The organism is Pseudoalteromonas atlantica (assembly GCF_043641955.1).
GTDB lineage: Bacteria > Pseudomonadota > Gammaproteobacteria > Enterobacterales > Alteromonadaceae > Pseudoalteromonas > Pseudoalteromonas atlantica_A.
The window spans coordinates 200,167-219,369 of the sequence record NZ_JBHZRV010000008.1 but is presented as its reverse complement, the minus strand read 5'-3'; the positions used below and the strand labels follow the sequence as shown (position 1 = coordinate 219,369).

The 19,203-nt window shown below is 40.3% G+C and carries 15 protein-coding genes; 5 read left to right on the top strand and 10 right to left on the bottom strand.

Annotated features, from left to right (window positions below; genetic code table 11):
• Positions 1–65: 65 nt before the first annotated feature.
• The 4 genes from ACHUE3_RS15830 to ACHUE3_RS15815 form a co-directional block, all read right to left on the bottom strand.
• The gene (locus tag ACHUE3_RS15830; protein WP_394193326.1) at positions 66–2,666 is read right to left on the bottom strand and encodes a tetratricopeptide repeat protein; all 2,601 of its coding nucleotides are present in this window, start codon (positions 2,664–2,666) and stop codon (positions 66–68) included.
• Entirely contained in the window at positions 2,653–3,813 is a 1,161-nt protein-coding gene (locus tag ACHUE3_RS15825) for an ATP-binding protein (RefSeq protein ID WP_394193325.1), read from the bottom strand. The genes ACHUE3_RS15830 and ACHUE3_RS15825 overlap by 14 nt, the downstream gene beginning before the upstream one ends.
• A gap of 220 nt (positions 3,814–4,033) precedes the next feature.
• The gene (locus tag ACHUE3_RS15820) at positions 4,034–5,428 is read right to left on the bottom strand and encodes a 5-methyltetrahydrofolate--homocysteine methyltransferase (protein ID WP_394193324.1); all 1,395 of its coding nucleotides are present in this window, start codon (positions 5,426–5,428) and stop codon (positions 4,034–4,036) included.
• Between the two features lie 32 nt (positions 5,429–5,460).
• Positions 5,461–7,878, bottom strand: a complete 2,418-nt coding sequence (locus tag ACHUE3_RS15815; RefSeq protein ID WP_394193323.1) for a TonB-dependent receptor — start codon at positions 7,876–7,878, stop codon at positions 5,461–5,463.
• Between the two features lie 287 nt (positions 7,879–8,165).
• Here ACHUE3_RS15815 and ACHUE3_RS15810 point away from each other — a divergent pair, with 287 nt between their 5' ends.
• The 3 genes from ACHUE3_RS15810 to folE2 are packed head-to-tail and all read left to right on the top strand — an operon-like array spanning position 8,166 to position 9,986.
• Positions 8,166–8,642: a Fur family transcriptional regulator gene (locus ACHUE3_RS15810; RefSeq protein ID WP_394193322.1), complete on the top strand. Its 477-nt coding sequence runs from the start codon at positions 8,166–8,168 to the stop codon at positions 8,640–8,642.
• A gap of 10 nt (positions 8,643–8,652) precedes the next feature.
• Positions 8,653–9,072, top strand: a complete 420-nt coding sequence (locus ACHUE3_RS15805; RefSeq protein WP_394193321.1) for a MerC domain-containing protein — start codon at positions 8,653–8,655, stop codon at positions 9,070–9,072.
• On the top strand, positions 9,072–9,986 hold the full coding sequence (folE2, locus tag ACHUE3_RS15800) for a GTP cyclohydrolase FolE2 (protein ID WP_394193342.1): 915 nt from the start codon (positions 9,072–9,074) through the stop codon (positions 9,984–9,986). The genes ACHUE3_RS15805 and folE2 overlap by 1 nt, the downstream gene beginning before the upstream one ends.
• A 74-nt stretch (positions 9,987–10,060) precedes the next feature.
• Here the strand turns inward: folE2 and ACHUE3_RS15795 are convergent, their stop codons facing one another.
• Positions 10,061–10,306: a DUF3297 family protein gene (locus ACHUE3_RS15795; RefSeq protein ID WP_099295100.1), complete on the bottom strand. Its 246-nt coding sequence runs from the start codon at positions 10,304–10,306 to the stop codon at positions 10,061–10,063.
• A 312-nt stretch (positions 10,307–10,618) separates the two neighbouring features.
• On the opposite strand from ACHUE3_RS15795, the gene ACHUE3_RS15790 reads away from it, so the two are divergent.
• Together ACHUE3_RS15790 and ACHUE3_RS15785 are read left to right on the top strand one after the other, a co-directional pair.
• Entirely contained in the window at positions 10,619–12,700 is a 2,082-nt protein-coding gene (locus tag ACHUE3_RS15790) for a TonB-dependent siderophore receptor (RefSeq protein ID WP_394193320.1), read from the top strand.
• On the top strand, positions 12,690–13,835 hold the full coding sequence (locus ACHUE3_RS15785) for an acetyltransferase domain-containing protein (protein ID WP_394193319.1): 1,146 nt from the start codon (positions 12,690–12,692) through the stop codon (positions 13,833–13,835). The genes ACHUE3_RS15790 and ACHUE3_RS15785 overlap by 11 nt, the downstream gene beginning before the upstream one ends.
• 54 nt (positions 13,836–13,889) lie before the next feature.
• On the opposite strand, the gene ACHUE3_RS15780 is transcribed toward ACHUE3_RS15785, so the two are convergent.
• From ACHUE3_RS15780 to ACHUE3_RS15760, 5 genes are all read right to left on the bottom strand, one after another.
• Positions 13,890–15,200, bottom strand: coding sequence for a mechanosensitive ion channel family protein (locus ACHUE3_RS15780; protein WP_394193318.1), 1,311 nt, complete (start codon positions 15,198–15,200; stop codon positions 13,890–13,892).
• Between the two features lie 192 nt (positions 15,201–15,392).
• A complete protein-coding gene (locus ACHUE3_RS15775; protein ID WP_394193317.1) occupies positions 15,393–15,809 on the bottom strand; it encodes a hypothetical protein in 417 nt (138 codons plus the stop codon).
• Positions 15,810–15,897: 88 nt separating this feature from the next.
• Positions 15,898–16,341, bottom strand: coding sequence for a dihydroneopterin triphosphate diphosphatase (nudB, locus tag ACHUE3_RS15770; protein ID WP_394193316.1), 444 nt, complete (start codon positions 16,339–16,341; stop codon positions 15,898–15,900).
• Positions 16,342–16,414: 73 nt separating this feature from the next.
• Positions 16,415–17,308: a LysR family transcriptional regulator gene (locus ACHUE3_RS15765; RefSeq protein ID WP_394193315.1), complete on the bottom strand. Its 894-nt coding sequence runs from the start codon at positions 17,306–17,308 to the stop codon at positions 16,415–16,417.
• Positions 17,301–19,154, bottom strand: coding sequence for a monovalent cation:proton antiporter-2 (CPA2) family protein (locus ACHUE3_RS15760; RefSeq protein ID WP_394193314.1), 1,854 nt, complete (start codon positions 19,152–19,154; stop codon positions 17,301–17,303). Before ACHUE3_RS15760 ends, ACHUE3_RS15765 begins: the two co-directional genes overlap by 8 nt.
• Between the last annotated feature and the right edge of the window lie 49 nt (positions 19,155–19,203).

Sequence of the window (19,203 nt, the reverse complement as noted above, 5' to 3'; positions counted from 1 at the left end):
CGATATAAAACGAAAAAGACGCGCCGGCGTCTTTTTCATTGAGATTGTATAACTAAGAACAATACTTAATCCAGAGCGTATTTTTCCTCAAACTTAGCCACTTGCTGTAAAATCTCATCAACACTCTCTTGTAATTCACCGCCCATTTTAGTGAGTTCATGGGGGAATTCATCCTGCATCAACGTCATTAAGGCATACCAAACAGGTTTGCACTTATCTTTTAAGGCATAACCGGGTAATTCGAGTAGCTCTTTTGCTTTATATAGCTGTTTTTTGGCCATAAGCAAAGTCAAATAAAGCGTAATGTCATAATCATTATGCTCTCCATCCATATCTAGCCATTGTAAAAATAACTTATCGCTTTGTGGTAAATGCTCAGTCCAAAGCAGAATAACGGCGTAGGCGTAATTATTAGAAAAGTTCGGGTCCTGTTCATAATCAGTTTTAATTAATTGTAATGCCTTATTTAAATCATAGCTTTGTTCAAAGTATAGCCAAGCTAAATATTCCTGAGCACTAGATATACCCGCATTAATAGCTTTTAAATAATAGCTTACAGCTTTATCAAAGAGCCCTTGAATATAATATATTTGACCAAGATTAAGTAATGCTCTGTTGTCATTATTTTCCAGTGCCTTTAAATAGTAACTCTCAGCTATATTAAATTGGTCTTGTTCGAAATATACATTACCTAAGTTAATTAAGACGGAATGATTTCCTTTTTTATACGCTGTTTGGTAGTGGTCTTTCGCTTTTTCGAATAGTCCTTGCTGGCAATATAGAGCTCCTAAATCTAGAAATGCATCGTTATCTCCATATTTAATTGCTAATTGATAGTAATTCTCAGCCTTTTCAAACTGATCTTTCTTAGCGTATAAATGACCTAAATAGAATGGTGCGTTATTGTCATTATTCTCACTGGCCTTTAAATAATAAGTTTCAGCTTTACTAAGCTGGTTTTGGTCGTAATACAAGTGGCCTAAATAGATAAGTGATTTGGTGACACCACTGTCAGCAGCTTTAAGGTAGTACTTCTCAGCCTCTTTAAAACACTTTTTCTCATGATACAGCATCCCTAAACAAAAAAGTGCATCATTACTACTCCCGCGCTTGAGAGACTGTAAATAATAGTACTCAGCCTCTTTAAAATTTCTGTTTCTGTAATAAATGTGAGCTATAAAAAATAAAATGCTAGCGCTATTTTTTTGTGAATTAATGAGCAGTCTAATTGCTACATCGACCTTATTTTTATCAGCTAATTGAAGGGCTTCTCTTATAACTTCTTTGTCTGACGCTGAAAGGTCATTTATGAAACTAGAGTTTTTTGAAGTTAAATAGGCTTTGGTGCTTTCCTTCATTTCATGTTCGATGTGTATATCTAAACCAGCATAACTGAGGGCTTCACACATGTGATAAACGTAAGACTCATGAATTTTACCATCGCGAATCGCATTCATAAAACCTTTGGCTCTACGCTCAAGATCCGCAGGGCTGCACCACGACGTTAAAAAGTTAACTAGCCACTCGACTTTTTGACGATCTTTTTTACGGCCAAAGCGCATTAAATACCAAATATTAAAAAATCGCTCTTCAATTTTATAAATCTTATTTTTACCGATGGAAATAGATTCAACAATGCCGTACTTAGTTTCTAATTGCTTAAGCTGGGCGGATACGGTTTTACTTTCTAAGCGGGTTTTTTTGGCAATATCTTTAGTACTGATGCCATCCCAGTTCATTGCTATGGTGTGCGTTATATCTTGTAACGTCTCAGGTAGGTCGTCCATGCGGTGTTTATACAAAGGGGTGGCATCATCGAGTATTTTTAATAAGTCATCAAATGCATTACCGCCATCATCGACAAAAATATCAAATAGCATCACCATTGTTCTTGGTACACCACCGGTTAAGCGGCGTAAAGTTTCTATGCGCTCGGGGGTATTTTTAATAATATAGGCTATTTTTTTCTTTTGTTGCTCATCGCCCATGCTGGCAAGAAAATCAAAACACTCTTGTTTATTTAAGCCGATAAGTTTAATAATGTTGAAAAACTCGTAAAACGGTTTTCCGTAGTCAAAATGCTGCTCGAGCATTTTAGTTGAGCCACCAATGATTTTGAGAGTTGGCGATGTGAGGAGTATTTCTCTGAGTCTGCGTTGCTCTTTTTCTTTTAATTTGCCTAGTAGCTCGTCAATGTTGTCTATCAACAGTAATAGTTTTTTATTTTTTGCTTTTACTGCTTTTTCTAAGTATGAAAAGCTTTTTAGTTCGTAATCGGCATCGTCAAAATGGCTTTCCATATCATCATGTATGCAAGCAAAGTCATCTTCAGCTGTGCATTGTAAGTAATCAGCAATTTCTTCCCATAGGCGGCTAAGCGAACGAATTTGATATTGTTCTTCTGAGAATTTTATAGGAATTAGAAAGTCGGCTAATGTTGGTTCAGCTTCTACTGCGAGTTTTATTTTTCTTAAAAGAGTTGTTTTGCCCTGACCTCGCTGGCCGACAATTATAAAGTGTTGGCTAGGAACTGTGTAATCACTGTTTTTAATGTCATCAAAAATGTCGTCAAAATCATGATTGCGTACAACAAACTTAGCTAAAAATTCTGTTTCATCAATTTCATCAGGCGTGTATTTATAGCGTGAGTAATTAGTTTGCGACATTTTTGTTCCACCACATTCTTAAGATCGGAGAGTTAAATTGATAGGTTTTATTGTTGTCGTTGTTGTTAATGTAGCCATCGTATATTAATGAGTGCAGGCAATCTTTTGCTTCACTGTCGTTTAAGTTATGTTTGCTGGCAATATTCATGATATCGAGAAAGTTAGTCTCTTTTTGGTTGGAAATAGCGTTCAGTACTTCTTTACAAAATAAATATTCATTTTTGCCTAATGCGGTTTTGAGTTTACTTTGCCAGCTCTCAAAGTGATTGCGATTATCTAGTGCATTATGAATTGCTTGATCAATAACCGTTTGGTCAAGTTTTTGCTCTCTTCGGTATATTTTTTTAATTTCTTGCGTAATGAGTTGGATATAAAACGGGATCAGCCAGTGTATGGTATTAAGTAAATAATCAATATCTGTTTGATTGATTTTAATCTCTGCACTTTGAAACAGTGCTATTGTAAACTTCTCTGCTTCGGGAGTCGTTAAAGGTGGGACTTTTATATTGTTTAAATCGTTAATGTGTTTAATTGCATCAATTTTGGATACTACGCTTTCTAAACCTATTGAGCCTGCGTAGATAAAAGTCACTTTTTGTGAAAACTTTTGATCTTGTCGTAATTCTCTATGGGCTTTTAGTAGGCTAATAGCGTTCTTAGGTTCTTCGTACTTTATTATGTTTTCAATGGTTTGAGCAAACTCATCAATCATAATAATGAGCTTTTGATCATGATCTAAATCTTTAATCAACCTGTGAAAAGCTTGTTTGTGATCTAGCATTTTGCCATCACCAAACTCAACGCCGTCCATCGTTATTGAAGCTATTTTTATGCTTTTAATTTTATCCCAGAAGTTTTTAGTTTTTGTTTTCAGGCTGGCAATGAAGTCTTCTTCCATTAATGCATTAAAAACTTTTGACCAAAATTCTGCCTCGGAATCAGCAGACTCTGTATCAATATAAATAGGAATATAATTTGCTTTAGGTTCATCAACTATTTTATACATTATTGATGTTTTACCTACACGGCGAGGGGCGCAAAGGAGAATATGACTGCCGTTGTCTATTGCCTCCCAAATATCTGCGAGTTCATAGGGTCTATCCCAAAAGTTCGTACTTCTCGCAGCCTGACCAACAATGTTTTTCATAACACACCTCGTGACAAATTATATTTTGTCAGGTTAGTTGGCAAATTATTTTTTGTCAAACGTTATGGCAAATTATAATTTGTTATTTTTTAAATTAGAGGAATCGTTTTTAAACGTATATTTGAGAAGATATAAAAAACCCGTGATTAGAAATCTAATTACGGGTTTTGTCATTTTGTGGCTTTAGCCCAAAACTCTAACTGGTCAATACACTATAAACCTAGTGTTCGTGAGCGTGTTCTTCCTCTTGTGCAATACCTAACCAAGTAATAGCTGCTGGTGGGAATGTAAGTTCTAGTTCGCCTTCAATTTCTAAGTCTTCTAGGTGTACTTGCACAACGTGTTGGGCTATTGGGTCGGCTACGTAAGCAAACTGACCATTTTGCGCCACTGTCATACTAAACTTCATGCCTTCAGGCATGGTTGTTACGTCTTGTTCAGTGATATCAACTTGGCCTGCTAGTTCCCAGTGCATGTGGCCGTCGTGCGTATGTGCTTCCAGCACGTTTAAAAAGCCTAGGCTGTCTAAAACTAAAAAGTGCTCGCCATTCGCTGAGAAAGAGTAAGACACTGCACTTGCGCCATCGGCTAGTTGCCATTCTAATTCTTCCATTTCAGCTTCGCTCGGATTGATGCTTAGCATTACTACAGGGCCACCGCCATGGCCAGAGGCAATACCAATAAAGGTTTCGCTGGCTTCATGGCCGTAAATTCTACCAATACGTAAGTCACCTACCGCATCAATGTTTGCCACTTTTTCAGCTTCGTATTCGTCGTCGTGTTGATGCGCTAATAGCACGCCATCGCTACAGCCAAATGCAATATAGTCGTGGTTTTGTGCTGCACCGTGTAAATCAGGGCAAGTAAGCTCTAATGTTTGTTCAAGCTCATATTCGCCATCATGAAAATGATAAACACCCACTTGGTCAGGCAGGATTTTAGCGTTTGATGTACTTTGAGCATCATCGCGGCGAATGGTCGCTAATAAGTGCTCACCACGCGGCTCTGCCACGCCGTGCATATTAATATCGTAGCTTATACCAGGAAGGGTATCTGATGCGCTCGTGATATCGTTATCTGTTAATACTTCAACAGATGCAACCGTACCTGACTCTGCATCGCCATCGTAAAATATGGCTAACTTACCATCGTGTTTAACTAGGTGTGTTGGGCGGCTCCCGCTCGTTAGCTCATAACTGATAGCTGCCGGGCTTTGCTTGTAATCATGTAAATGCTCACCATGATCTTCACGCCATAAGCCACCGTCGATAAAGCCTAAGTAATCTTGTGCGCGAGAAGCGATCACTGCATAACGAAAATCAGGTGATGACGACAGTGTGTTTGAATCATTGTTAAGGGTAAAGGTTTCAAGCAGCTCATTATCGTCTAGGTCAAAGAAGCTTGCCGCGTTGCTGTCGCTAGCTAGTACGACAAGTCTACCCAATGAATCAATTGTATATTCATCGCCGTGGTCATGGTCGTCACCATGGTCATGCTCATCAGGTACTTCAATAGGGTCTTTCTCAACGATATTTGTTTCAGCATCGCCACAAGCGGTGATTAATGTGCTGCTTATTGCTAGTGCAATTAGTTTTAATTTGAATAGTTTAGTCATAATAATTTCCTTTATTTATAATTTTTTAGCGCTTAAAAATAACCGCGAATACCCAGTGCAAAGCTACGACCAGGACGTGGCGCTATATTCTTTAAAAATGAGCTATGAACGCGCGCTTCGGTGTCTGTTAAGTTAGTGCCACGTAGATACAGTGAAACATCTTGGTCTAGCACTGATAAATCATATGAAACGCTGGCATCAAGCATGGTGTAACCATCTGTAGCTGTTTCTTCTGACGCGATGCGGTCTTGTTCTTGATAGCGAGTTACGTGAAGGTGCGCACTCAGCTTATTTGTTTGATAGCTAAACTCAGTACCAAAACGTAGCGGTGGTGTGCGTGGTAAATCGCCACCGTCTTTGAGGCGGGCGCGTACGTAATCTGAGAATAAATCTACTTTAAATTCATTGGTTAACTGCCATGCAACTTGGGCTTCAAAACCATGTAAAATTACGTCATCTGTTTTAAATAAATAAACTGGGAGTTCAGATGAGTGATCATGCTCGTCACCGTGGTCGTGCTCATCACCATGGTCGTGGCCGCTTTCGGCGTATAGGCCTGTGTCGATTTGGTAATAATAATTGTCGACTTGGTTGTAGAAAGCATTAAGAATGAAACCGATATCACCTTGGGTTTTACGAAACGTTAAATCAATATTGTTTGCTGTTTCTAGGTCAATTGCTTGCTCAGATAAACCCAAATGGCCGTCTTCATGAATATCAAATAGTGCGCCTACTTCATAAGTAGCTGTGCCTATGTGAGGCCCGAATGATAATAACTCTGAGGCAGAAGGGGCACGCTCAGAACGAGATACCGATAAACCCAAGTTGTAACTAGGTGCAAAATCCCACACCACACCAGTTGATAAACTGACTGGAGTAAACTCTTGCTCTACATCAAATACGCGAATTATATCAGCGTGTTCTTCGTGGCTGTGCTCATGGCTATCGTGGTCATGATCAACACTTTCATCATGTGCGTGTGCATCAATGTTTGGTAATAGTACGTTGTCTGCATCAATCGTTACACGTTCAACACGACCACCTAATTGCACTAAAAAGTCACCAAAGTGTCTTTCTTCCATTAGTGCTATAGCAAAACTTTGCGTTTGTGAAGGTGGTGTAAATGCCTCTGAGCCTTGTGCTTTTACATCACTGTGTTTGTAATGAAAGCTCAAACCACCATTCCACTGCGCAACCGGGTTATGCATTAAGTCTAGGCGTAACTCATTGGTTTCGTTTTCAAACGTGGTGCCCACTGCACCATGTTCAATTTCAGCATGTTCGTAATCTGTAAAACCTGCACGTAGGTTTACTTTATTAAGCCATTTATTATCGAGGTTATATTCACCAAGCAACTGCACTTTAGTTTGCTCTAAATCGGCATATACGCTTTGCTCAGCGCTATGATCTTCTTCGCCGCCATGAGTGTGTCCAGGAATACCATATTGACGATTAAATTGTTCAACAGCTATCCCAACAAAACCTTGGTCAAATAGATAGCTAGTTCCAAGGGTGAAACCATCAGATTCTTCACTGCTGTTTGCAACGGAGTAATCGCCACTATGCTCTTCATGGTCATGGTCATCGTGGGCTAATTCAGCTGCCACAGGTATTTCATAGTCGTCAGCTTCACGCCAAAAGGCATCGGCATAAAAAGCGAATGAATCAGTACCGGTAGTGGCATTAAACGAGGCTACTTTTTGATTATCAACAGAGTTATGTTCAAGGTTCCATTCGCCGCGAGTTGTGCTGTCTGTTGGTACACGGTTATCAACTACATTAACAACACCGCCAATTGCACCGCTGCCATAAAATAAAGTGGCAGGGCCACGTAATACTTCGATTTGTTTTGCGGTTGACGCCTCTGATGCGACGGAGTGATCAGGGCCCACTCTTGACACATCACTGACATCGAGGCCGTTTTGAGTAATGAGTACGCGAGGACCGCTTAAGCCGCGAATGATGGGTGTGCTGGCTACTTTTGCATGAAAGTTGGTATTAACACCTGGCAGTTTTTCAAGACTATCGCCAAGAGTTGCAGCTTGCTGGCGTCTTAATTGTTCGCCTGATAAAACGCTAACTGGTGAGGCGGACTCCATTGCCGACATATGAATTGGGGTGGCTTCAATGTCAATTACTTCAATTGGTGAACGTTGTAAGTTAAAAGTAATAGATTGATTTTCATTGTTGTCAAATGAGATGTCGCGATGAAGGTGAGCATAACCAGGAGCGGTAATGTGAAACTCTTTTAATCCATCTTTTAAATCGGTGATGACAAATTTACCATTTTTATCCGTGGCGACTTTCACATCTGAGCCCTCAACTTCCACAGTGGCGTTGATAACTACTTTGCCTTGTTTGTTTAACACAATGCCTTCTATGGAATTTGCAAGCACACTTGCTGGTAATAAAGCTGCAATTAGTACAGCTAATTGAGATCTTCGTTTCATTTGACTACCTTGTTGGATGTTATACTGTATCAATTGTGCTTGAAATGTTATAATGTATCAAGTGAAAGTTAAAGAATGTTATTCGAATTACTTAATTGGGTCGAAAAATAAACCACAATTTACATTCAAAGCTGGGCATAAGTTAAACGATTTTATGAAAGCTATTTTTGTAGGTTAACTATTGATGATGTAGATAAAGTAAGTTATCCAAAATAGGTAAGATGGAGTTATAAGGAGCAAGGAATGACAGAGATTAAGCCCAAACCACTACAGTTAGTGTGGATAATGTGAACAAACAGCAACTAAAAAAAACAATTCGGTTTGCCTATACAAAGTGTGAAGCCTCTGGCAAAAAACTGACAGAAAAACGTCAACAAGTATTAGAAATTCTACTGCATGCAAAAACGCCATTATCTGCTTATGAGCTGACTGATCAGTTTAACAAGGTGATGGATGTGCCAATTTTAGCGATGTCGGTATATCGGATTTTAGATGTTTTAGAATCTGTAGGTTTAGTACATCGCTTAAAATCAGAGAATAAGTTTATGGCATGCAGTCACCTTAATACTGGTTGCCAGCATCAGCCCTCGATGTTTTTAATTTGTAGTTCATGTAACAAAGTGGTTGAGATGGATGATGCAAACGACAAAGTGAAGGCTTTATTCAACCAAGTCGAGCTAACGGGGTTTACACCGAGTGGGTCACAGTTAGAAATTTCGGGGCTGTGTTGTCAATGTAAGCCTAAGCCGCCTAAAACAAATTAGAGGAAACAGAATGAAACCGACTCAAAGTGTAATGGATAAGCTTGCGATTGGGCTTTCGATGATGTGTACAGTCCACTGTTTTGCAACACCTATTTTACTCACACTGTTACCTAGCTTTGCAGCACTACAACTAGATAACGAACAGTTTCATTTATGGATATTAGCGGCTGTTATTCCTACCAGTGTGCTTGCATTAAGTTTGGGTTGTAAAAAGCATAAGCGCTTGCGTTATATGGTTTCAGGATTCGTAGGCGTTACTTTAATGGTACTCGCCGTGACAGTGGGTGAGGCGCTATTTGGTGAGTTGGGCGAGAAAGGGCTTACGCTTGTTGGTGCAGCGTTTATTGCTGTTGCGCATTGGTTTAACTATCGCCAGTGTTTAGCAAAAAGTGATGATGATTGCCCGTGTTCCACTAGTGTATCAGGGTAATAAAGATGACTTTACCTGATGTTACTTCAAAACAACTTACAACAGCTTCGTTACCTTTAAAATGGGTGGGTATGGAAGGTATTGCGCTACCTATCACACTCGTTGAGCAACCTAATTCATCTTTATCTGCTAAAGCGAATGTATTTGTCAGTTTAGATAAAGCGGATGCGAAAGGCATTCATATGTCGCGGCTATATTTGAAGTTAAAAGAGTCATTAACCAATGAACCTCTCACAATGGATGCTCTGGCAACGTTATTACAGACCTTGGTAAGTTCACAAGGGGGATTAAGTTTAGCTGCAAGGCTACAATTAGACTTTGAATTAACCATGCGTAAACCTGCGTTGTTGAGTGGGCAGTTTGGTTATCAAACATATCCGGTGAGTATTCGTTGTGAATATATTAATGAGCAGATAATTACCGAATTATCGTTAAGTATTCCATATTCAAGTACTTGTCCTTGCTCCGCTGCTTTATCAAGACAAGCGATGAGTGATGCAATTGCCGAGCAATTTAGTGAAGAAGTCGTATCAAAAGAGGCACTGTTAGCGTGGATCACCTCGCAACAAGGCTCAGTTGCAACTCCTCATAGTCAGCGGTCATTTGCTTATTTAAAAATGCAATGGCAGCATAACACTCTGCCCAACTTTTCAGCGATGATTGAACACTTTGAAGAGGTTATTGGCACGCCAGTGCAAACGGCGGTAAAACGCGAAGACGAACAAGCATTTGCAAAGCTAAACGCCGAAAACCTGATGTTTTGTGAAGATGCCGCAAGGCGTATAAAGCAAGCGCTGGAGAATAACGAGCAAATCTCAGATTACTGGTTTAAAGTAGAGCACCAAGAGAGTTTGCATGCGCATAATGCCGTGGTTGTTGATCATAAACTTCCACATGGCTACGCAAAGCTATAGTCATAGTAGCTGTTTAACAGACATAAAAACGCCGACTTGAGTCGGCGTAATAGTATTAACAGTAAACAGTTAGTTTATTTGTAAAATACTTCAACAGTGCCTTTTACTTTCATAAGTAAAGGCTGGCCGCGGCGGTCTAGTGCTTTTGGTGCCGCTACTTTGATCCAACCTTCGCTGATGCAGTATTCTTCAACGTCAAAACGTTCTTTGCCGTTAAGGTTTACACCAATCTCATGTTCAAATACTTCTTCAACATAAAACTTGCTGCGTGGGTTGATCGAAAGTTGATCAGGTAATTCTGGTTTATTGGTATCAGTCATAATTGTGTCTGCATTGAATAGATTGTGCGTCATTGTAGGCAATCAAAGCATTTTGCTCAATCTAAATTACTTACAACCTTGTAGAAGTTGCACTAACGCAAGCCGAAGTAATTAAATAACGGGGTTAGCACATAGCTATGGTGTGGGTCGTTGTTACTATTTTATCTAGTTGATAATTAGAGCGTAAGTTTGTTGTTATTCAGAGTTGTTTAGCGTAGTAAAATTGCTTAAAAATCCAATTGTAATACTATAACATCTGATTTTGTTGTGTTATATTGTAACAAATAAGCCTAGCAACATTAAAAGTGGATTATGAAGTACTCAGCATTAACACTCACATTTTTAGCAATATCTTTTGGCTCTTTTGCAGCGCAGTCAGATATAGAAACCATTACTATTGAACACAAACAAGCCTTTAGAGGTGATATCCCGCTTAAAGAGCTACCACAGTCTATTACCACTTTAGATCAACAAATGATGATTGATAATGGTATTACCAAGTTTAGAGATGCGCTAGATTTCTCGGCCAGTATTTCTCGTAAAAATAACGGCGGTGCACTGTGGGATAGCTACTCTATTCGCGGTTTGTCAGGTAACGAGAATATGCCCTCGGGCTATTTAATTAACGGCTTTAGTGGTGGTAAAGGGTTTGCGGGCCCGCGGGATGTGTCAAATATCGATTATATTGAGGTAATTAAAGGTCCGGGTTCAGCTTTATATGGTCGCTCTGAGCCTGGCGGCACAATCAACATTATTACTAAAAAGCCACAGTTTTATCAGCAAGGCCAATTAAAAGCTGAGCTGGGTAGTGACAATCATAAACGTATACAAGGTGATTACACTGGCGCCCTTACTGATGATATCGCTTTTAGAATAAATGGTGCATGGCAAGACAGCGACAGCTTTAGAGATTACGTGCACCACGATAAGTTTGTGATCACGCCTTCGCTTTATTATCAAATTAACGATAAGTCATCATTAACGTACGAATTTGAATATGTTGATCAGCAACAAATGTATGACCGCGGTATTGTCGTTCTTAATGATAATTTTGATACTGTGCCTGAAAACCGCTTCTTAGGTAATCCAAACGATGGCCCTACTGAGGTTCATTCACGAGGTCATCAGCTAAGCTATGACTATGATCTTATTAGTAGCGACTGGACATTATTACTGGGTGCAAACTACCGTACAGCAACGTTAAATGGCTTTTCTTCTGATGCGGAACTTTCGCCATCACGCCAATCATTATTTGATGATGGCAGAACCTTAACACGTCAGCATCGCTATCGTGATTATGAGTCTGAGGATTTAAGCTTACGTTTTGAGCTCAGTGGTCATTTTGAATTAGCGGGTATCACTAATCATGTTTTGATTGGTGCTGATGCTTATGATTACGAACTACGCACTGGGCTGTATCGTTATCGTGGTGGTAATGGCACGTATACTATTGATATTTATGAGCCAAATTATAGTACTGGCCAAGGCCCAGATGTTGAGATGCAGTATGAAAACAATGAAGAGCAAAACGCATACGGTATCTATTTACAAGATCAGTTAGACATTACTGAACGCTTTAAAGTGATGGTGGGCCTGCGTTTTGATGAAATTGAACAAGATATTTTAGAAACCAAATCTAGTGTTGCCTCAAATAGTAAAGAAAACCGTGTTAGTCCGCGTTTTGGTATGGTGTATCAATTAAACGATGCGATTAACCTTTATACCAGTTATTCGGAAGGCTTTTTGCCATTAAGCGGTACTGATGCACAAGGTGAACCGTTTGGTTTTGAAGAAAGTGACTCGTTTGAAGTGGGTGTGAAGTTTGGTTTTGATGACATCAGCGGTACCATTGCACTGTTTGATGCGAGTAAGAGCAATATGCTGGTGGCCGACCCAGTTAATGTTGGTTATTCAGCACCTGTTGGTAAAGCAAACAGTCAAGGTGTGGAAGTTGATTTAACGGGTAACTTAGGCGTTAATACTGAGTACACAATTTCCTATGCTTACGTTAAGGCCGAAACAGCGAAAGATGTTGTTAATGCTGATTGGTTAGTGCCAATTCCCAAAGGCAGCCCGCTTGTTAATGTGCCAGAAAACAACTTCTCTATGTCGATAAATCATGACACTCGTGTATTTGAGCAAGACATCAAAATTGGTGGGCATTATCAATATATTTCAGACCGACTTGGTGACCCTGCGGATTTGACATTTCGTTTACCGAGTTACCAGTTAGTGGGTTTATTCGCTAAATGGCAAGCAACCAATCGTACGGCAGTGTCACTGAATGTTGATAATGTATTTGATGAAGGTTATATCGCCAGTAGCTATAACGCTTTGTGGGCATACCCAGGCGCACCAACACAGTTTAAATTGGGTATAAGCTATGACTTCTGAGCAAATAAAAAATCGCATCCATAGCATTGATATAATGCGTGGTGTGGTTATCTTGCTTATGCTACTTGATCATGTGCGAGAGCGGTTCTTTTTGCATATGCAGGTGTCTGATCCTATGGATGTAGACGCAACAAGCCCTGGGCTTTTTTGGAGCCGTTTTGCGGCGCACTTTTGTGCGCCCACCTTCATATTTTTAACCGGGCTTTCTGCTTGGTTATATAGCCACCCAGCTAATGGTATAGCGCGTTCAGCCCGTAGCTTTTTAGTTAAGCGGGGGCTGTTTTTAATCGCTCTTGAAGTGACTGTGATTTGTTTTTCGTGGATGGGCTATTTTCATACGATTTGGCTACAAGTGATGTGGGCAATAGGTTTGTGTATGCTCACGCTCGCACTACTTATTAAGTTGCCGCAACGGGTGTTATTGGTGCTAGGTTTGCTGATTGTGTTTGGTCATAACTTACTTACACCAATTAGTTTTAGCCCAGATGAGTGGGGTTATACCCTGTGGACTATATTGCACGACCGCGGCTATATCTCCCAAGGTGGTCTAATTGATGTAAAAATTAGTTACCCAGTTTTGCCTTGGATTGGTGTGATATTACTCGGTTATTGTGCAGGCCCGTTGTATGCGACTAGTCGTGATGGCGATAACCGTAAACAATGGTTAGTCGGTCTAGGTTTGGCCTGTGTTGCACTTTTTGCCATTTTGCGCGGTTTTAATATTTATGGTGAAACTTTGCCTTGGCAACAGTTTGCAAGTACATCAGAGACCTTAATGTCGGTGTTTAATGTTACTAAATATCCACCATCGTTAAGCTTTTTACTGATTACATTAGCAATGATGTTTTTTGGCCTATGGTTATTTGAAAGACCGCTAAACCGCTTTTTAAATCCATTGCGTACCTTTGGCTCAGTGCCAATGTTTTTCTATATTGTGCACCTATATGCGTTACTCGTGCTATACACTATTGGGCATGCTATATATGGCGCTAATCAGGGCAGTTATTTTGGTGTTGACCATATTGGTTGGATTTGGCTTATAGCAGCTATACTCGCAATCGGTTTGTATTGGCCGACCAAGTGGTTTAGTCAGTACAAGCGAGCAACGAAAAAGCCGTGGTTAAAGTATTTATAGCCAAGTTAGATAATAAAGCGGTGTTATGAAGTTTTTTATAACACCGCTTAAAATTTAAATTTTACCAACAACGTTTTCGTTGAGTATGGTTACTTCTCGTTGTGGGAACGGAATAGCGATATCGTTAGCTTTAAGCGTTTCTAAAATGATTAACAGTAAGTCCCCGCCAACGCGGTTTTTACCGTCATCAATACCTTGCATCCAAAACTCGACAAACATATTAATGCCGTTATCACCAAAGCTATCTATTTCACAGTCTGGGCGTTCTTCAAATGGTATTTCAGGACCACTTATAACTTGTGGGTGCTCGGCAACGGCTTGTTTAATTATTTCGACCATTGCTCGTACATCAGTGGCGTACGCCACACTAAAATCAACCCGGTAACGTTGCTTTGGATCTTTATGGGTCCAGTTGGTGAGCAGTGATGAAATAAAGGTTTCGTTAGGAACCAGTATGTCTTTGCCGTCATAAGTTTCTAAAATAGCATGGCGCATTTTAAACTCTCTAACAAAGCCACTTTTACCGTTTTCTAGCTCCACAAAATCACCAATAGTGAGTGATTTATCGAGTAAGATGATAATGCCTGATATGAAATTAGAAGCGATGGTTTGTAAACCTAACCCCAAGCCAACCCCCAAAGCGCCACCAAATACGGCCAATGCGGTGAGGTTTACGCCCATAATATTCAATAATAATAGGGCGATAATACAAAATAAGCCGACTTCAAATAGCTTAGTGAATACCTCGCGAGTACTTATATCGAGAGTTTGTTGGTTGCGAATTATCACCTTGCCAACATTGCTTGATGCGCGCCCTAGCCAAAATAATATGGCACCAAAAAATAGTACTCGTGACAGCCCATACAGGCTAATTTGAATATTGCCTAAGTTAATCGATACTGCTTCCAGGGTTTTAATAAATGTTGGTAAATAACCTAGCAAATGTAACAACAAGATAGGTAAGCCCACCACTTTAAAAAGTGCAGACATAAAGCTATTACTGACAAACTCTTTGATAACTGAATAGGCAAACACTAATACCGCTATATTAAGCGCAGTATTAATGAGCCACACTTGTAAATCAGCAGTGATGCCAATGGAGGTGAAAACGCGCAATAAAATTATCGCCACCAATGGGTAGACAACATTACTAAGGCGAAACAGCATGATATTAATGGGATGATCTGATGCGACCTTACTGTGTTTATCAACACGTTTTTTTACTGTTTTTGAATAAATCCAGTAAGCTGCGGCGTAGCTGGCGATAATCACCAGTAATTGCAGGTAAGTTGCTGGTTGGATTAGCATTGATTGGATTGATAACCAAACAGAATCAAGTTGTTTGGAAAAAAGCTCACTATCCATATTAGATACTTTTTAGATTAAATAGATGCTTTACTATGGCTCATAAGTTTTAAAATTTACAGTATTATTATCAGTTGTGAGTAACTTGGAAAGTGGTGCTTTTAATCAAAGCTTGTTTACCACTGTTAGCGACATTGATAGTTGTTGAACTGTAGGGTATCTCTATGAATCAATTCGCTTATGAGGAGCAGCTTAGGCAATAATACTCAACAATACCCCAGGGTCGCTAATACCGGCTTCTTTCATGGCATCGCCAATGCCTTGCATTAGCGCAATAACCTGCTTTTCAAGCTCCATAACCATTTCACTTTGTATTTCAATTTGCTGTTGCATTGCATCACTTTGGCTATCTTTATGTTGCTTTAGCTCAGCGAGTCGTTCTTTAGCGAGTTCAAGCTGCTCTTTTAGCTTTTCTAATTGCTCAATCATTCTTTTGATATGATCAGGTACATCGGGCTCATCTGCTTTGGGGAGCTGCTTTTCTGCACGGCCAGCGAGCTTGTTTTGCTCGTCCTTTGAAAGGCGATAATGAGTTGCAGTGTCAGCCTTGATGCTGCTTGAGTGTTCAGTATTTACTCTTTGTAGTGAATCGCTTGTATCGATATTCATACTTTAGCTAGTTGGGGTGATATCTATGTATATTAGTATCGGCTTAGGTACTAAACTCTTTAGTAAATACAAAACAATTAGCTGTGCTTTATAAGGCGAGTATTTCGTCGCGATTACTTGGTGACCATGCTTTTTCAGCCGCCTGTTGCTGTGATAACCACATATAGTCAGTATGTTCGCAGGGATCGAGTCGAATGCTAATATCATCAGGGACGCATATACTAAACACATGCTCAGTATTGATTAGTGCATTAGCATGGTAGCGATGACGCCAGCTTTCGCGGATTGTATACTGGTTTGTTTTTTGATGGTCACGAATGGCCAAGCCTAATGCTGATGCATCAATGCCTGTTTCTTCGAGTAACTCTCTGTGTGCAGTCTTTAAGGGTTTTTCTCCCTCATCAATACCGCCTGTGACTGATTGCCAAAAGTTTGCATCATCTGCTCGCTGGATCAGTAAGCAATCTTTGTTTTGTTTATAAATAACCACTAAAACTGAGAAAGGTTGGCGTAGATTTGTGCTTGTAGGCAAGGTAAGCCCCTGTAATATTGTTAATATTTATTGAGTTGTGCAAACATCGAGTCTGTCTACTGTATCGGCGATATTAGGACTGTGTCGATTCCAATAGTTGATGGCGCAGTAAACTTATAAAAGTACGCGCTGCCGGCCCTAACCGATCGCCGTCTTTAAAGAGTAAGTGCAGTTTCGCGTTTCTTGTCGTGTTGTGGGCAAGGTTCAGCGGCTTCACCAGGCCATGTTTAAGTTGCTCACTGATGGTACTTTTTGGCAGCCATGCAAAGCCAAAGCCATTGCATATCATCTCAACTGAGGTGCGCATATGACTCACCGTCCAACGTTGCTCTGCACCGAGCCAGCCGCCATCTTGTTTGTTTTGCAGTGCAGAATCACGTACTACAATTTGTCGATATGATTTAAGGTCTTCGAGTGTGAGTGGGCGGCTAATACCATGGAGGGCGTGCTCAGGGTGAGCAACAGCAACGAATTCTATTGAGCATAGCTCTTCACTAAAGCCAGCTGCATCGGTAAAGCCAGAAATTGCAATATCAGCATGGGTATTTTCAAGTAACTCATTAGCACCAGTGAGTATTGATTCATGTAATTCAATTCGTAATAACGGGTATTGCTCTGATGTTGCATTGAGTACTTTATAAAGTAATGCCTGAGGAAATATTTCATCAACAGCAATACTTAGTTTACTTTCGACTCCTTCACTTAATGTATGTCCAACCGCTTCTATTTTTGCGGCCTCGTCTAGTAAATAATTAGCCCGTCGTAGCATCATTTCGCCCGCTTCGGTGAGCACTGTTTTACGACCTTCAATCATCAATAATTTCACATTGAGTGAGGCTTCAATTTTGCTCACCGCATTATGAATACTCGATTGACTCTTATGAATTTTTTGCGCCGCTTGGTTAAAACCACCGTGTTCAACAACAGCCCTAAACATGCGCCACTGTTCTAGCGTTATTCTAAGCATCTTTGTTGTAGTCCTCGCAATCACCATGGTCACATGAGTTTAGCTTCGATCTTGCGAGTTTATCTTGTTGTAATACTTGCTTTAAATCCTCCATACGCTGACGCACGGCTACGCCATAACTGGCATCATCACCCCATAGTTCGGCAAGTTGCAATACCGCTGCACGGTCGTGATCTCTAAATAACTTACCTGCACGCTCAGCATCTTCTTTGCTATTACCAAGCAATTGCAACGATTCTATGGCTAAGTTTATGGCTGAGTCGACGGTTTCGCGGTTAAAAGCATCTACTTTTAAATTAAGTAATTGGTATGCATGGCGGCGATCTATGGCGCGCGCTACTATTTTTAATTGGGGATAGTTTTTATGCGCCAGCTTAATAATCTCAATGGTTTTGTCAGGGTTATCAATCGCCACAACCAACATTTGTGCAGTCTGTGCGCCTGCGGCTTCAAGCAGTTCTTGGCGTGCCGCATCACCATAAAATACGGTATTACCAAAGCGGCGCAGCAGTTCTATTTGACTTGGGCTGTGATCAAGTACGGTAATTTCGTAGCCTTGAGCATGTAATAAACGCCCCATTATTTGTCCAAAACGACCGTATCCGGCAATGATCACATGTTTGGCTGTGCTTATTTGTTCCGGTTTATCAAACTCAGGTGCCGTGCTGCTATAGCTGCGCTTTTGAATTTGCTCATACAGCATAAGCAGTAAAGGTGCTATTAGCATGGAAACGGCAACCACAAGGGTAACTAAATTAGTTTGCTCTGGGGTTAAAATACTCAAGGTGGTTGTTACACTAAGCAGCACAAAGGCAAACTCGCCGCCCTGAGCAAGGGCTAAGGTAAATAGAAGTTGTTGTTTACGGCTAATATTAAAAGCCATTGCCAAAGCAAATAAAATACAGGCTTTAATGGCAATTAAAAACACCACTAATGCAATCACGATACTGAATTGGTTAAATAGCAATTCAAAATTAATTGATGCGCCAACCGTGATAAAAAATAATCCCAGTAATAAGCCTTTAAAGGGCTCTATATCGGCTTCTAGCTCGTGTCTAAATTCACTTTCGGCCAATACAACACCGGCTAAAAAAGTACCGAGTGCGGGCGATAACCCAATACTTTGCATCACCAGCGAAATAGCCACCACTAAAAACAATGCAAAAATAGTGAATATTTCACGCATGTGGGTTTGTGCTATGTATCTAAATAATGGTGCCGAAACATATTTACCGCCAGCAATGATAGCGGCAATAACAGCAACAGAAACACCTACTTGCTGCCAAATAGGCCAGCTAGCAATGATGGAGTCGTTAATGTCTTTTGAGTTACCTTGTGGTGCAAAAGCGAGTAGCGGAAGTAGCGCTAAAATAGGAATAATCGCAATATCTTGAAATAATAAAACCGAAAATGCATTTTGCCCAGCTTCTTGTTTTAGCCAGCCTTTTTCTTCAAGGCTTTGCAGCACAATAGCAGTTGAAGACAACGCGAGCATTAAACCAATAGCTAAAGCCGTTTGCCAATGCATGGCAAAAAACCAATAACAAAAGGCAAAAATAGCCGCTGCACTTAGTACCACCTGTAATCCGCCAAGCCCTAATATTGAGTGGCGCAGAGTCCACAAACGCGAAGGTTGCAGTTCAAGGCCGACTAAAAATAGCATCATCACTACGCCAAATTCGGCGAAATGCATTACATCGGTTTGATCGCCCACTACCCCTAATGCATAGGGGCCAATGAGTATGCCGGCAATTAAGTAACCCAGTACCGAGCCAAGGCCCACTCGCTTGGCGATAGGCACCGCCACAATAGCCGCAGCTAAGTATATTAACGCTATTTCTAACACATGCTTACCTTATTAACGTTGAGATAATTAGCATGGCTTAGGTACGTTT

What these genes read in the sequence shown, in the direction of transcription:
- ACHUE3_RS15830 (WP_394193326.1), bottom strand. Translation starts at nt 2,666, where the DNA reads ATGTCGCAAACTAATTACTCACGCTATAAATACACGCCTGATGAAATT.
- ACHUE3_RS15825 (WP_394193325.1), bottom strand. Translation starts at nt 3,813, where the DNA reads ATGAAAAACATTGTTGGTCAGGCTGCGAGAAGTACGAACTTTTGGGAT.
- ACHUE3_RS15820 (WP_394193324.1), bottom strand. Translation starts at nt 5,428, where the DNA reads ATGACTAAACTATTCAAATTAAAACTAATTGCACTAGCAATAAGCAGC.
- ACHUE3_RS15815 (WP_394193323.1), bottom strand. Translation starts at nt 7,878, where the DNA reads ATGAAACGAAGATCTCAATTAGCTGTACTAATTGCAGCTTTATTACCA.
- ACHUE3_RS15805 (WP_394193321.1), top strand. Translation starts at nt 8,653, where the DNA reads ATGAAACCGACTCAAAGTGTAATGGATAAGCTTGCGATTGGGCTTTCG.
- ACHUE3_RS15795 (WP_099295100.1), bottom strand. Translation starts at nt 10,306, where the DNA reads ATGACTGATACCAATAAACCAGAATTACCTGATCAACTTTCGATCAAC.
- ACHUE3_RS15790 (WP_394193320.1), top strand. Translation starts at nt 10,619, where the DNA reads ATGAAGTACTCAGCATTAACACTCACATTTTTAGCAATATCTTTTGGC.
- ACHUE3_RS15785 (WP_394193319.1), top strand. Translation starts at nt 12,690, where the DNA reads ATGACTTCTGAGCAAATAAAAAATCGCATCCATAGCATTGATATAATG.
- ACHUE3_RS15780 (WP_394193318.1), bottom strand. Translation starts at nt 15,200, where the DNA reads ATGGATAGTGAGCTTTTTTCCAAACAACTTGATTCTGTTTGGTTATCA.
- ACHUE3_RS15775 (WP_394193317.1), bottom strand. Translation starts at nt 15,809, where the DNA reads ATGAATATCGATACAAGCGATTCACTACAAAGAGTAAATACTGAACAC.
- ACHUE3_RS15765 (WP_394193315.1), bottom strand. Translation starts at nt 17,308, where the DNA reads ATGCTTAGAATAACGCTAGAACAGTGGCGCATGTTTAGGGCTGTTGTT.